Source organism: Bacillus sp. UNCCL81 (assembly GCF_900112535.1).
Lineage (GTDB): Bacteria > Bacillota > Bacilli > Bacillales > Bacillaceae_G > Gottfriedia > Gottfriedia luciferensis_B.
Window position 1 is genome coordinate 172,999 of record NZ_FOMF01000004.1, and the last position, 13,793, is coordinate 186,791.

The 13,793-nt window shown below is 32.2% G+C and carries 14 protein-coding genes and 2 pseudogenes; 2 read left to right on the forward strand and 14 right to left on the reverse strand.

What is annotated here, in order from left to right; all coding sequences use genetic code 11:
- Positions 1 to 713: 713 nt before the first annotated feature.
- Positions 714 to 2,348, reverse strand: a complete 1,635-nt coding sequence (locus tag BM319_RS10375) for an ATP-binding protein (protein WP_217648345.1) — start codon at positions 2,346 to 2,348, stop codon at positions 714 to 716.
- A 308-nt stretch (positions 2,349 to 2,656) separates the two neighbouring features.
- On the opposite strand from BM319_RS10375, the pseudogene BM319_RS10380 reads away from it, so the two are divergent.
- Positions 2,657 to 3,250 (forward strand): annotated as a pseudogene (locus tag BM319_RS10380) (transposase); the annotation flags it as partial.
- A gap of 350 nt (positions 3,251 to 3,600) precedes the next feature.
- Here the strand turns inward: BM319_RS10380 and BM319_RS24685 are convergent.
- Positions 3,601 to 3,765: a hypothetical protein gene (locus tag BM319_RS24685; RefSeq protein ID WP_175495595.1), complete on the reverse strand. Its 165-nt coding sequence runs from the start codon at positions 3,763 to 3,765 to the stop codon at positions 3,601 to 3,603.
- 186 nt (positions 3,766 to 3,951) lie between these two features.
- On the opposite strand from BM319_RS24685, the pseudogene BM319_RS10385 reads away from it, so the two are divergent.
- A pseudogene (locus BM319_RS10385) lies at positions 3,952 to 4,467 on the forward strand (PDDEXK family nuclease); the annotation flags it as partial.
- On the opposite strand, the gene BM319_RS10390 reads toward BM319_RS10385, so the two are convergent.
- The 12 genes from BM319_RS10390 to BM319_RS25320 form a co-directional block, all read right to left on the reverse strand.
- Positions 4,438 to 4,836: a MurR/RpiR family transcriptional regulator gene (locus tag BM319_RS10390; protein WP_091022492.1), complete on the reverse strand. Its 399-nt coding sequence runs from the start codon at positions 4,834 to 4,836 to the stop codon at positions 4,438 to 4,440. The pseudogene BM319_RS10385 and the gene BM319_RS10390 overlap by 30 nt on opposite strands.
- A 101-nt stretch (positions 4,837 to 4,937) precedes the next feature.
- Positions 4,938 to 5,678: a rod shape-determining protein MreC gene (gene mreC, locus BM319_RS10395; RefSeq protein WP_091022494.1), complete on the reverse strand. Its 741-nt coding sequence runs from the start codon at positions 5,676 to 5,678 to the stop codon at positions 4,938 to 4,940.
- Positions 5,679 to 5,941: 263 nt separating this feature from the next.
- A complete protein-coding gene (locus tag BM319_RS10400; protein WP_091022497.1) occupies positions 5,942 to 6,337 on the reverse strand; it encodes a VOC family protein in 396 nt (131 codons plus the stop codon).
- A 151-nt stretch (positions 6,338 to 6,488) separates the two neighbouring features.
- Positions 6,489 to 6,878, reverse strand: a complete 390-nt coding sequence (gene mutT, locus BM319_RS10405) for an 8-oxo-dGTP diphosphatase MutT (protein ID WP_091022499.1) — start codon at positions 6,876 to 6,878, stop codon at positions 6,489 to 6,491.
- Positions 6,879 to 6,959: 81 nt separating this feature from the next.
- Entirely contained in the window at positions 6,960 to 7,082 is a 123-nt protein-coding gene (locus BM319_RS25085; RefSeq protein WP_286143721.1) for a hypothetical protein, read from the reverse strand.
- Positions 7,083 to 7,184: 102 nt separating this feature from the next.
- On the reverse strand, positions 7,185 to 7,373 hold the full coding sequence (locus BM319_RS10410) for a hypothetical protein (RefSeq protein ID WP_069034290.1): 189 nt from the start codon (positions 7,371 to 7,373) through the stop codon (positions 7,185 to 7,187).
- A gap of 58 nt (positions 7,374 to 7,431) precedes the next feature.
- The gene (locus tag BM319_RS10415) at positions 7,432 to 8,355 is read right to left on the reverse strand and encodes a type II toxin-antitoxin system SpoIISA family toxin (RefSeq protein ID WP_091022501.1); all 924 of its coding nucleotides are present in this window, start codon (positions 8,353 to 8,355) and stop codon (positions 7,432 to 7,434) included.
- A 109-nt stretch (positions 8,356 to 8,464) separates the two neighbouring features.
- Positions 8,465 to 9,247 carry an ABC transporter permease gene (locus BM319_RS10420; RefSeq protein ID WP_091022504.1) on the reverse strand — a complete coding sequence of 261 codons (783 nt, stop codon included), beginning with the start codon at positions 9,245 to 9,247 and terminating at the stop codon, positions 8,465 to 8,467.
- A 4-nt stretch (positions 9,248 to 9,251) separates the two neighbouring features.
- Positions 9,252 to 10,055 carry an ABC transporter permease gene (locus tag BM319_RS10425; RefSeq protein ID WP_091022506.1) on the reverse strand — a complete coding sequence of 268 codons (804 nt, stop codon included), beginning with the start codon at positions 10,053 to 10,055 and terminating at the stop codon, positions 9,252 to 9,254.
- Entirely contained in the window at positions 10,052 to 11,029 is a 978-nt protein-coding gene (locus BM319_RS10430; protein ID WP_091022508.1) for an ABC transporter ATP-binding protein, read from the reverse strand. The genes BM319_RS10425 and BM319_RS10430 overlap by 4 nt, the downstream gene beginning before the upstream one ends.
- Positions 11,030 to 11,408: 379 nt before the next feature.
- A complete protein-coding gene (locus BM319_RS10435; RefSeq protein ID WP_091022511.1) occupies positions 11,409 to 12,182 on the reverse strand; it encodes a hypothetical protein in 774 nt (257 codons plus the stop codon).
- Positions 12,183 to 13,303: 1,121 nt separating this feature from the next.
- On the reverse strand, positions 13,304 to 13,417 hold the full coding sequence (locus BM319_RS25320) for a glycoside hydrolase family 3 N-terminal domain-containing protein (RefSeq protein ID WP_439097787.1): 114 nt from the start codon (positions 13,415 to 13,417) through the stop codon (positions 13,304 to 13,306).
- Positions 13,418 to 13,793: the final 376 nt, after the last annotated feature.

A 13,793-nucleotide genomic window follows, 5' to 3' on the forward strand; every position in this document is an offset into this window, starting at 1 on the left:
TTATTATTAAGATTGCCAATATTATTTCTCCTAACTAGATAAAATAAAAACTTAAAAAAAAAGCCTTAACTCCTTCTACGTAAAGGAATTAAGAGCTGTTTTTTAAGGATAATTCAATTAGGATATAAAAAACTAGTGAGACCCCTACTCTGTCAAATACAGAGTACGAGTATTATACAATAATGTGAATATTTTAGTTCATTTAAGTCCTGTAAATCAAGCGGTCGCTAAATTTTTATTCATTGTAATTCCTATAATTCTATTGTTTCAAAAAAGTCTGTGCAATTTTTGTGCAATCGAAATGTAAAGCTTTATTATGAGGTAGGGTGAATTGTACAATTTTGAAGTTGAAGAAGAAATCATAGAAAATTTTACAATGTTGATCTCTCAACTACTGTTTTGTTCGAATAACGCTTGCGTTATTTTATATGAAGTACATGCTGGTCGCACAAATTCCTTTATTAACTTAACAAAAAAGTTGTGAACTAACTAACGTTTATAATTTGGTTGATTAGCTGATACTGACAATCACACGAATTTACTGTTTGAAGTTGTTTACGAATTTCGTATGCGTGACGATTCAGAGTTAGTATCGAATTCATTGAAAAAGAACGCCGTTAAAATCTACGGCGTTCAATTTCTCGTATTATTCATTACACGTATTTTTTAACCATTCTAAAGCACACCCTGCATAAAGTATAAATTTAGAATTTTTAATTTAGAAGCTTCCAGAACGCCATATCCTCCATCATTTCGTATCTATTATTGGTAACAGACGTGACTAGGCTATAGTGTTTTTGAAGTTGCGCGATCTTATTAACAATTTGCTCACCCTCAGCCTGATTCTCTGGACTGAAGATCGCTTTTACTTCCTTCTTTTTAATAGTTGGTACTTTATGGATAATCCAAGTCAGTATATATTGAGCATAGTCATTATCTGCCGTTGCAAAGTGGTCTAAGAATTGGGTTGAAAGGATGACACCAACGCCATATTCTCTTCCTTCTTTCATAATTTTCTTTAAAGAAGAGAAGTTTTGACTTATGAAATTATCCGCCTCATCAACAAGTATCATTTTTGTTAATTCACGATAATCTCCTTGAATGGTACTGTGTCCCTTTGTAGACATCTGGGAATAGAAGGTGTCCAACGTGATTCCTACGATTAGGTTTTGAACACTTGGATCATAACCGGCCAGATTTACAACCGATACACCTTGTATCATGTCAAATAAGGACTTAGTATCCTCACTATTGGGAGAAAAGATTTCAAAATCATATATTTGTTTTAGTGCTGCATAAAGACTATCTTCTTTTACATCCTCCCGATTCATCAATCGTTCAAATACATTATTTAATGTAGGTGGTACCAGATCCCATGTAGCCATATCAGCCTTATGAATGCCAGCTTGTGAATAAGCTTCAATGATTAAATCATTTAATAACTGCTGTTGCTTTATACCTAGATTAAAAGCATTAGCAATTGTTTCTTTAATGGTACTAGCTGTATGCAAAGGCAATAGCGGCTTTAGCTGTTTTCCCCTATATAAAGCTAACGGATTATACGGAAGGTGATATGGATGATACACTGTAGCGTTTGTCGCTTCTATAAAGTCTTCTTTGATATAGTCACCTTTATAATCAAAGATGAGAATATCAATAGGTGTTCCATTTACATTAGATAGAGCACCATCATGTATCTGTTTAATCAGCGATTTAGTAAACTGAGTTTTACCCGTTCCCATCGTGCCAATTATACCTGTATTCGTATGCATGATTTTACTCGTCGTAGTTGGATGCCAATACAATGGTTCATTACTGTTGGCCGAATGACCAAAAAGAATTCTTAATGGTTCTGTTTCATTATGTAATTTTGTAACGGAAGGTTCTATAACTAGAGAACTATGATGTAAGTCATGATTCGCCTGAACCGAAGCAATTGCATGGCTTTTTTCATAAATATTTTTCAAATTTGGCTTTTCTTCCGTGTGCAGTTCCTCAGGCGTTTCCTCCTGTTCCACGATAAGCATTTCGCCCTTCGGTTGTTTATAAATATCCTCCCAGCCTCGAATGAATTTTTCATATACTTTTTGCATTGCGGATGGCGTTAAGTGGGTGTAAACGTAGTAATTATCTTTTACAAAGATATTTTTCTTTTTACTTCCATTTTTAGCTACGAAGTATTCAAAATTGGAAGTACGGATTCCTGCAAAATCGATTGTTTCAATTGTTTTTTGTAAATCTTTTTCCATGAAGAACTGCCAGAAGTTGCGGAAGATTTGTGCGTGTGATTTTTCTGCCCATCTGATTATTTCTCCATCTATGTTCATTTCAAATTCATGAGTGCTCATTAGTAAATCCTCCTATATTTCTCTTCTTTATATATTAGATTACTAAATTTTAGCTGGCAAATATTATTTAATTACTCTTTTCCTCTAAACTGCCCGTTACTTCAATAAGAAAAGCCACCCAAATAAAAAGCAGCTAGTTCCTTACAATTAACGGGAGCCGAGTTACAAACTTTCCTTTATAATGAATTACGTTGTATACAACGTAACTTAATAGTGACTAATTGTCGATTGAGTTCTATTACACTCATGATTTATTGCATGAATCAATAATTGCAAGCACGGCTTTGATAAGTTGACACAGTACTCAGATCCAAGCAAAGCTACAATTTCACACTATGTTAGATCAAGTATTCCCTGAATATAGACGCGTATTTGGTGATTTATTTTCTAAAGTATCTTTAAATCTATTAAATGAATTTCCCACTTCTGAAAAAGTTTTAATAGAATGTGAAGTGAATTTAGCTGAGAAGATCCGTTCATTATGTAAAACACGTTCTTACCAATAGGCATTAAAAAAACAGCTAAATTGAAAGAAGCTGCCATGAATAATCCTTTTGATAAAATTATTTACCAAAGTTCATTTAATCAGTCCAAATATGTTTATTCAAATGCTTCTTCAATACCAAGAGCACCTATCTATCTTAGAGGAACAAATAGCTACACTCGCTAAAGATATCGAATAATATAAGATAATCCAGTCTATCCCAGGTATCGGAGAAAAAATCGCTGCAACGATACTCTCTGAAATTGGTGAAATAGAACGGTTTAATCATCCTAAAAAATTAGTAGCCTTCGCTGGAGTTGATCCTAGTGTATTTCAGTCTGGTAAGTTCAATGCCACAATAAATCGTATTACCAAAAGAGGTTCAACTAGGCTCCGTCACGTTCTATTTATGGCAGTCCTTTGCTGGTTTAATGCAATAAATAAACCGACTATACAGCCGATCTTATTATTCAATTTAAGCATGAGTTAGTTGAAGTACACTATTTCACAAACTTTCTATTATTATCCTTTAACCTTATGAGCTGAAAAGTTCTTAGCAACAACATAGGAGTTACCCATTACGTTCAATGTCGGTTGAAATAACGTGAATTACGGAGTGTTTAATGCATAAAAAAAGAGGGCGTATTAACTACACCCTTACCGTTTGCTTACTTTAAACCCACCTTTAAGCATAGTCATTTTTACCATGTCGGATACTTACGAGCTCAATTGATTTAGGGTTTATTAGGTCCATACTATAACTATCTTCTAGCTTAATTCGCATTCCTTTTTAATTTGCATTATTAACATTTCTTTACTCTCCGCTTGCACATAACGTTTAAATTTACCTTTTGATATACTCCATTCTTCGGAATAACCGCTACCGTCTACAACGGTTGTATAGTAGATTACCGTAAACCATTTCTTTTCCAAACGTAGCACCCCCGCAATTAATTTTTAGCGCCTAATTTGAATGTATTAGCTCGTTGTACCTAATATGACAAGCGTTAATAAGTCAAATTTCGGAATAATATAAAATAGTCTTTTTCTATTTTTAATATGAAGATTTTACCAAATGTAAATGCTATAATAGTACTAGCTTATAGGAGGGAAATAAGTTTGGGCGATATAAAAATTTTTAGGTTAAACGGTGATACCGTAGTTGAATTAACAGGACAATCAGTTGCCGTAGAAAAATCGTTACAACACATTATTGAACGGCATTTAGATACATTTTTAGGCGTACGCTTTTTAGCCTCCGAACATAGTACGGGTAAACGCCACTCAGGCAGAATTGATACCCTAGGTATTGATGAAAACAATTCACCCGTAATTATTGAATATAAGCGATCAATTAATGAGAATGTAATAAATCAAGGTTTATTTTACTTAGATTGGCTATTAGACCATAAAGCGGAGTTTGAACTTATGGTAATGCGTAGATACGGTGAAGAAGTATCAAACGCTATTGACTGGAGTAGCCCTCGTTTTCTTTGCATAGCAGGCGGGTTTACTAAATACGATGGACATGCCGTAGAACAAATTAACAGAAACATAGAGTTATACGTTTATAAACATTATGAAGATGGACTATTGTTATTAGATTTAGTAAATGCAACAACGGCACAAACTGTAATCACCTACGCCAAAGAAAAGCACCATACGTGCTTCTTGAATTAATTTCGTAGTGAGAGCTAACTTATTTTGATCAATTAATCCTATTGTTTTATGAATGTTAAAAGATAGACTATCCTCTTCAGTAAAAACATTCTGCTTAATAATCTCCTCTTTTAAACTAATCTTCATTTGAGAAAATCCATCAAAGCCTAATTTTTTTGTTAATCTCGTTATTGTATTTGGAACAGTATACAATTGAGCAGCTAAATATTGTATAGAGTAGCCAACAACTTCTTCTTTGTTATTCATAATAAACTCAATAATTTGATCATCAGTATCGTTTAGTTTATATTCAAATTTTTGAATCCTTTCCTTAAAATGTAACATAGCAAGCACCTACTTATTTATGTACTATTATTATTACTGATATTTAACTTCAAAAAGAGAACAACTATAATATTGTTCTCTTTTCCTATTTTTCTTCCTTTTTATTTTTTACTTAACAATAAAATAACGTACTCTAAGTCGTTTAAATCATATAAAGGTTCAATATATGCTGTTTGATTTAGACCTAAATTATCAATTTTAACTTCCTTTACTTTACCTAATTCAATACCTGGTAAATAGATTCCTCCTAGACCAGAGGTAACAATGGTTTCACCAGCTTTTAATTGATCATTTACATTGAAAAGAGTCATTTTTAAATAGCCAGTTTTCTCATCTGCCCCTTTAATTAGGCCTTGTAATTGATGATTATTTTTTGGTTGGACTGATATATATGAGGTATATTTATTTGCACTTAATAAATCTACCTTTGAAGTATGATTCGAAACTTCGATTACTTTACGTACTAAGCCTTGAGAAGTTATTACATTTGTATTTATTTTTACTCCATCTTTTGATCCCTTATTTATTTCTACAAAGCTGTTCCATGTATCAAAATCTCTTTTTGTAACGATTGCTACTTCAGTTTTGTATTTTTGACTTTCTTTATTTAGTCTTTCTTTTAGTAGTTTTAATTCTTTATTTTCGATAGTAAGTTCAGTTATATTAGCTTTTAAAAATGTTTCATTGCTCATTCTTTCATTTAGATAATCATTTTCTTTTTTTAATTTAATTAAGTCATTGATATTGTTTGTGTAATTTTCGAATGTCTTGCTTTTTGAGAATAGATACCCACTTGTAAAAAGAATGACGATTAACACCGTAATAATAATTATTTTTTTCATCGGTTTTTCCTTTTCTTACCTGTTATTATCATGAATTATTGCAATTTAAGAATATCATGAAAAATATCCTAAATAAGAAGGGTAATATGGCAATTTTGTGTTTGAACAATTTTAATAGAATCTGCTGTTTCATCATCCCCAATTGTTACCAAAAGTTAAGAATTAATAAAAAGCCAACTACCGACAGTTGACTTTTGTTCCTATAAATATTTAAATGATTGTTCAAATCTAACTCATGAATTATTCATCAAATCCATAAATAATTACTTCGCATTAGCATCAGGTTGATGAATTCCAAAAATATTACCTTCAGTGTCCTTGAAGTATCCTTGCCATGCCATTCCAGGCAGTGCATATTTAGGCATTGCTACTTTGCCACCATTTTCAACAATTTTAGCTTCCGTAACGTCGTAATTTTCTACTCCCATGGTACATGCATATCCATTTAATGGTTGGTTTGCTTCAGGAGGAGCACTTTGGCGTTGCATTAAGGCACCGTTAATTCCCATTTCGTCCTCATTGCCTGTCACTGCACCAAAGTATGGCATTCCTGCATATTCACTCCAATCTTGAAACGTCCAACCAAATACCTCTCCATAAAACTTCTTTGCACGTTCCATGTTATCAACATGAATTTCGAAATGAACTAATCTTCCCATAGTTTCCTCCTATGATTTACAAGAATTTTCCTTAACTCATCTAGTATGTACACTATAGTTGCTATTTATAATTATATTGGATATGGAAAGAAATTCAATTTCCAAAGAAATATTTCTTATATCATTCGTTCGACATATAGTAATTGATATTTTATCTAATCAATTTGTCAACCGTAGGAAGGTCAGCTAGGGCCCATTCAAGTTCTTTTAACTCAGAGATTTCTTTCCATACTATCTTCGCATGCTCATTAGCTACTGGCTTACCGCTTATAATCTTTGCTTCGTAAGTTATCAAATTTACAATTATATTTGGATACTCATGAATTACATCATGAACTAGTTCAGTTACAGATATTTCACAGCCTAATTCTTCTTGTATTTCACGAACCAAAGCCTCTTCAGGTTTCTCATTCTTCTCTATTTTTCCACCAGGAAATTCCCAGCTATTTGGCATGCTCATTTCTGGTGAACGTAAAGCACATAGTATTCGGTTTTGATCGTTTCTGATGACAGCTCCAACTACTTTAATTTGTTTTTTCATTGTTTTTTTAATCCTTTTAATTCAATTATATATTTATTATTTGGGAAGTACATTAGACAGCCTATCCAAATAATCTTAATACTATTTCTTTTCTAAAATCCGAATGGCTTTTTCAATTTTAGCTAATGTCTTACCCATTCCAAAATCGACTACTTTTGTGTGTGGTTGAGTGGATTTTCTTTTATTTTTTCGTTTTAATCCCATAATGCCCCTCCTGTACAATCTTTTAATACCAATCCTATACAGGAAAAGAAGCATTTATGCATAAGAAAAGCAGGGAATTTAATCATCCCCTGCTTAATGAAATTACCTTGTATATGTAAGTTTTTCTGCTTTAGCGTTAGCTTTAAGAACATTTCTAAATCCTTCAACAACTGCTACTTGTGTATTTGGTCGTAAGGAGTTTTCTGTAGGGGCGTTAGACTTAGATTTTCTTCGCTTAATACCTGCAGATCTACGAAGTTCACTTACTGCTTGTCCACTTATACTTGACATGATAACCCCTCCTGTTTTATTAGATGTGTTCATTCATATCTTATCATAATAATTATAATTATTCATCATCCTCTTCTAAATCAACCATATACCAATCAAAAATATATAACAAGTTTGAAATATAAGAAGCATCAATCCCATCGACCGCTACATCTCCTGCCTCTAATGTCACAATCATGCTATAATAATTTCCGAAGTAAGGTATAGAAATTAGTTTTTCCTCTTTTAAAATAATGGTTTCACCATAAGAAAAAGTCTTTATCATATTCTTTTTATCTTCTTCATTTGTTGACAAGTTTATTGCATGTCTAATACTCATCTTAGTAATCTGGGACTGAATTTTATTTTGCTTATCTTCCTCGCTAATTGGTGAGTCAAATATAAATATAGTGATGGCAATACCGAATGTATCGCTATATAGCTTCAGATATTCCGATAATTGATTAACATACTCTTCTCTTGATTGTGGAAGAGGTTTATTATCAAAGGAAACAACGGTTTCTTGTATGACTTTAGAGAAGTTTTCTGCTTTTTTGGCACTTTTTAAAATCATTTGCTTACTCTCTGTCAAAGCCTCACGAACTTCATCTTCATACTTAAACTCTGCACTCCAAATTTTTAAAATGTTTGGACATAGAAATACAGCTAAATCTATAAAAACTACTAAAGCTGAAATTTCTGTAAGTAACTTCCAATTCTTAAAATCTAGATTACTAGTTATTACTCCAATTGCCATGACGATTAAATACAACGTATAGTATGTCCTTCGTATACGACCTAAGTTGTTATGAAAGCTTTTACTGTCCATCCAGTAAAAAGCTAAAACAATTAGCAATAAAATAGAAAATCCTCCAAATAAAACTTTCAAGTGAGATACATGTAATAAAAACATTAGTGAAAATATGATACTAAACATCAATACAAGTAATATCACATATATTACCAAGAAGTTAACCTTATATTTACCTATCTGTACTTTCAACTTAACTCCCCCTTATATCTAATATTTTATCAAAGAAAAGGTAGAGTTTGCTTCACAAATAACTAGAATATTGGAACTCTAATTGAACGGATCCATCATGTAAAGAGTTTTACGAACCTGTCGATCGATAATGCCTCACTCCAATTTGCCAAACTAGTAAACAAGGTATAATAAAAATAATCCCTGCTACTGGCGATAACATATATAGATATGCTTTCCCATCCGTTTTATCTAGAATGTACATTAAAGGTAAATAATTAACACATCCAAAAGGAATAACAAATGTAAAAAATTTTGTTATCCATTTCAGATAAATATTTAATGGGTACTGTGCCATCTCTCTTCCGCCATCAGTAAAAATATTGACTACTTCGAGACCTTGAATTGTCCAAAAACACATCGTTGCAGCAAGAATAAAGATTCCAGTAAAAATAAAGACCCCGCTAATAACCATCAAAATAATGGTTACTACTTTCATACTGCTCCATTCGATGGAAAGATTATTTAATGCCCAAATCAAAACAATTAAACTCTGAAGTAATCTACCGACTCTAGTAAACTCGAATTTAGAACCCATAACTTGAACAATTGTACTTCTTGGACGAACAAGTACTCGATCAAAGCTACCGCTAGCTATTAAACTAGAGAAAGAGTCAAATCCACGAGCAAAACATTCACTTAAAGCAAATGCCATATGGATAATTGCAAAACAAAGTGCAACCTCATAGAAAGTCCATCCTTTAATTTGTCCAAAACGTTCAAATAAAAAATAAAGACCCGCAAACATCGAGAACGGGATTAAAAACTGGCCGATAGTTAAAAGCCAAAATGAAGTGCGGTATTCCATTTGAGATTTAAAGAGAATTAGAAGATATTTAAAATATAGTTTCATAGTGTCAACCTCCTTGGACCACGACACTTCGTAAGGCTTTATTGAAAGCGATTCTTCCTAGCCAAACAAGTAAACTTAACCAAATAATTTGTATAACGATCCCAATTACTGCTTCAGTTTGAGGAATATTCCCAGAGTAAACCCTAAACGGGAAATCAGCTGTCCATCGGAATGGAAGGAAATAAGCAAATGTCTGAAGCCAAGCCGGCATTAGTGGAATTGGAATTGTTAATCCAGAGAAAAATTCACCAAAAACCCCAAACAGTAGTAAAGAGCCTATAGGTGACATTGTTACAAAAACTGAAATATAAATGAACATTGAAATCGAAACAAGAAGAAGTAAACCAAAAATAAGGGCAAACAAAAATAACACAAAGGTTAAGACACTTGGTGGTAACGTCATTTTATAAGGTTGAGGCAAAAGGAATGCGACAAGTAGGATTGGGAAACACCTTAGAATTGCACTCGATAAGCGTTGGGCTAAAAGTTTTGAATACCAAAATCCATATATTTCGCATGGTCTACAGAGCTCATATGCGATATTCCCAGTTGTAATCAGATCAAAAAGCTCATTATCACGAAACCACAGCATGATGAAAGCTAAAAAGGATTGTTGTAACCATAAGTATGTAATGATTTCTTTTAAAGAAAGTGGTTGAGAATGTACAGTTTGACTATAAAAAGCTTCAAAGATCATGATGTACATGAATCCCCAGAAAAACTGTGTTGCTACTCCCGCCAATGCTGCTGAACGATATTGCATTCCGTTCAATAATCGTAGTTTTAGTACAGAGACATATGGCTTCATATTTGAAACTCCTTGTAGAGACCAACGATAATTTCTTCAATTGGTTGTGCTTCAATCGTTACATCAAGTAGATCAACCTTACTAGATAAACTGGAAATCACGTCAGATATTTTAACTTGTTCAGTATCTAAACTTAAAATTGCCCGTTCAGGAGACCATGACATCATTGTGGTTCCAGGAATTTTAAATGGATTCTGGTCCTCCCGGTAATCTACCGTAATCGTTTTATGAGTCCCAAAATATTTTCGTAATTCATTTAAGTTACCATCGAATAATAAACTTCCTTTACCAATTAAAATAACTCGATCAGCTAAAGCTTCAATATCATTCATATCATGTGTCGTAAGAATGACGGTAACGCCCTTTTCTTTATTTATTCTTTTAATAAACTCGCGTACGGCAATTTTTGAAACAGCATCTAGCCCAATTGTAGGTTCATCCAAAAATAAAATTTTAGGACTATGTAGCAATGATGCTGCAATTTCACAACGCATCCTTTGTCCTAAGCTTAATTGTCGTACAGGTGAATGAATCAGATTTTGTAAATCGAGAGTGTCAATCAGTAGATCAAGATTATCTTGATATTCGTTTTGAGGAATTTTATAAATATCACGGAGCAGCTCAAACGAGTCTATGACGGGTACATCCCACCACAATTGAGACCGTTGCCCAAAAACAACACCGATCTGTTTTACATAGGAAGCTCTTTCCTTCCATGGAGTGTATCCCATTATGTTACACGTCCCTCGATCTGGAACCAATATTCCGCTCATGATTTTTATCGTTGTTGACTTCCCTGCGCCATTCGGACCAATATACCCGACGATTTCCCCCGGTTCAATAGAGAAAGAAATATCATTCAACGCTTCAACAATCGTATGCTCACGATAAAAAAGCCCCTTCACTGCCTGCCTAAGTCCTGAAGACCGTTTCGCAACCTTGAAGGATTTACTTAAACCATCTACTGTAATCAAATTTTTCCCCTCCTAACTTTTTTTGACTGGAAGAAAAATACTATCATCATACTATCGGCACGTCAATATCTTTTTCAGTTTATTCGGTAATTTTAGAAAAATAGGCTTTGTGAATGTAAATTTGATTTTCTTATACAATCACATGGCAGTATAGTTCAATTAAAAAAGCGTATTATCCTTTTTAATAGAATAATTATAAGTAGACAAGTTTTGTTGAATTTAAGGATTTTAATTTGAGGGGAGTTACTAAATGTATACTTGGTTAATTTTATCTTTACTATTTCTCATTAATAATCTTAATTCACTAAAAAAGGAAAAGAGGTGAAAAGTAATCTCCTTATCTTCTCCTTTCCTTACCTTTATATTCTACAAATATGAATTATGAATTTCCATATTGCTTAATTCTTAAACGTATTTGGTTTTCAAATTCTACCATAGTTAAATTTGTTACATGCTGAAGAGCTGAATAAAATTCTTCTCCATTCTTCATCTCATTTAGAATGTTTAAAACACCTTCTTTTCCACTTCTTTCAACAATCTCTTCAATAGCAAAGTAACTTTGCTGATAAGGACCGCCTACTTTATCCCACTGTTCATGAGTATTTAATTGTTCAAATGAGATAAGTGGAAATTCAGATTTGTCAACGTTTTCTCCCCACTGCGTTTGTATTTTTTCTCCAACATAAGTAGCGAAACCTTCATGAAACCAAAACGGAAGTTTCGAGGATATAATATCATTTGACTTTAATACTTGTATCAAACGAAAATGAGTATATTCATGTGCAAGGGTGTTTTCAAAATAAATAGGCAAGTTTGGTTTAGACGTTCGTAAGTATATAGCATTTTTTTCTTCATCATAAAATCCTGCGATAAGGTCTTGATATGCTACTTTTTCAAACTTTTTTTCATTCAAAATAAAAATATCAATATCTTTATTATTTGTTCCTAATAAATCATCGACACTTTTTTTTGCTACTTTCACGGTCTGTACACTAACTGGTAAATAGTTTTCTTCACTTTTGTTGTACATAAATGTAGCATTGTAAATATACTTACTATGTTCTAATTTTAAACCTGTGAAAAACACTTGCTTAATAACCAATGCGAAGATAAATCCAATTACAAATAATAAAACCAATAATATTTTTTTCAAAACTAATCCACCTAATTATGATTGTAATAATATTACCTTTGTATTAACTTCTTTTCTAACTGCAAACCAATAATCTAGATCTTTACTATTCAAGTTTGTAAATTTAGTGAAATAAGTAAGTGACGTCTTTTTATTACCTACTTCTTCATTCATTAAAGCTAGTTGATGTAACATAATGTCTGAATTGTTACTATTTATATTACTCTTATACAATTTCTCAATATTTTCTATACTTACAGAGTTTTAAAATACAAGAAATTCAAATATGTACAATATATTAATTCCACATTAACAAAATATTAAATAAACTATTATTCTACTAATATTTTTAATAAAATTTTATTGTTTCTAACATTATCTTAATGATATAGCAAATATCGGAAAAATTGTATATGTTTGGAAAAATATTTTTCTGAAATTTTTGTCTAATAGTAATATATAGACTCAATTTTTAGGGGGAAGTTAGAATTATTGGTGTTTAACAAAAATAGAAATTATTTTACTATGTGGACTTTTTTCTCGAAAAAGCTTACGAGGGAATGAGTAGATATTTTTATTATGTTAAAATTTTAATCTAAAATAATGAAATGATAAACCAGAAATATATTACGAAATTTTTCATTTATACTCTAAGTTTAAATAAAGTAAAAAACTTTTCCTTATACAATTTACGCATGCGTTTGTTACAAAACGATGGACTACTTCGGCGCACTTTTTTTGTCCTAAATGGCACTTAGTTGAAGAAGGTAATGTAATAGAAATATTAATTAAAGTAATCATATTCTATAAGGCGCAAATTGAATGGAAATAAGAAAAGCGACTATAAATGTTATTCCAGAATTAGTCATTAGTGAAACAATCGGGGGATCCAACTACTGTCGTTGTAACGCTTGTGGTAGATTCCACTTATCGTAAAAGAGGAATTGGTAAAAATCTTATTTAAGAAGCAGAAAACTGGGCAATAAAACAAGGGGATTCTTCAATAGGGCTAAACAGTGGAAATCGAGAAGAAAGAAAAGAAGCTCATATTTTTTATTTTTTATACAAATTTAGATTATGTTGCCAAAAGTACAGATTATGTAAAACCGAAAGCGTGGCTGGAACCATAATCTCTTGACAATCTAATTTGCTAACTTTGTATCATCAAAGAGAGGGAACTTAATATGAGCTGTCATGATCATATCTACACTGTTATCAATTGCTTTCTGGAAAGGTGCTAGCTTAACGAACGTAATCTTTCCTTGTCATGTTTAACAATCGGAGGTTGGTAATGACTGTCAATACTAGTATCGCTGTTACCAAAACTTCTCACTTTGTATTCCTTTTATTGTCTGGAACTTCTTGTTGCACCTAGTTCCATTGTGTCAAAGTTGAAACTGAAAGTACAGCTGTTAAAGCTTCCCATTTCTTTCTAGTCATCTTTTCCCTCCCTTTTCTTTAAAGATTTGTAGAGATTATAAATCGCAGTTACTCTCATATATGCCAATATTTACTATTGCTTGTATATTAGTTAAACATCCTACTTATAAAGCCTTTGATGAAATCATCTTGGAAGGTGCATTGAATGATTAGATTTTTCCTCAAAACACCTTCCACTTGAGTAAAATACAT

What these genes read in the sequence shown, in the direction of transcription:
- BM319_RS10425 (WP_091022506.1), bottom strand. Translation starts at nt 10,055, where the DNA reads ATGAAGCCATATGTCTCTGTACTAAAACTACGATTATTGAACGGAATG.
- BM319_RS10375 (WP_217648345.1), bottom strand. Translation starts at nt 2,348, where the DNA reads ATGAGCACTCATGAATTTGAAATGAACATAGATGGAGAAATAATCAGA.
- BM319_RS10410 (WP_069034290.1), bottom strand. Translation starts at nt 7,373, where the DNA reads ATGTCAAGTATAAGTGGACAAGCAGTAAGTGAACTTCGTAGATCTGCA.
- mreC (WP_091022494.1), bottom strand. Translation starts at nt 5,678, where the DNA reads ATGAAAAAAATAATTATTATTACGGTGTTAATCGTCATTCTTTTTACA.
- mutT (WP_091022499.1), bottom strand. Translation starts at nt 6,878, where the DNA reads ATGAAAAAACAAATTAAAGTAGTTGGAGCTGTCATCAGAAACGATCAA.
- BM319_RS10400 (WP_091022497.1), bottom strand. Translation starts at nt 6,337, where the DNA reads ATGGGAAGATTAGTTCATTTCGAAATTCATGTTGATAACATGGAACGT.
- BM319_RS10420 (WP_091022504.1), bottom strand. Translation starts at nt 9,247, where the DNA reads ATGAAACTATATTTTAAATATCTTCTAATTCTCTTTAAATCTCAAATG.
- BM319_RS10390 (WP_091022492.1), bottom strand. Translation starts at nt 4,836, where the DNA reads ATGTTACATTTTAAGGAAAGGATTCAAAAATTTGAATATAAACTAAAC.
- BM319_RS25085 (WP_286143721.1), bottom strand. Translation starts at nt 7,082, where the DNA reads ATGGGATTAAAACGAAAAAATAAAAGAAAATCCACTCAACCACACACA.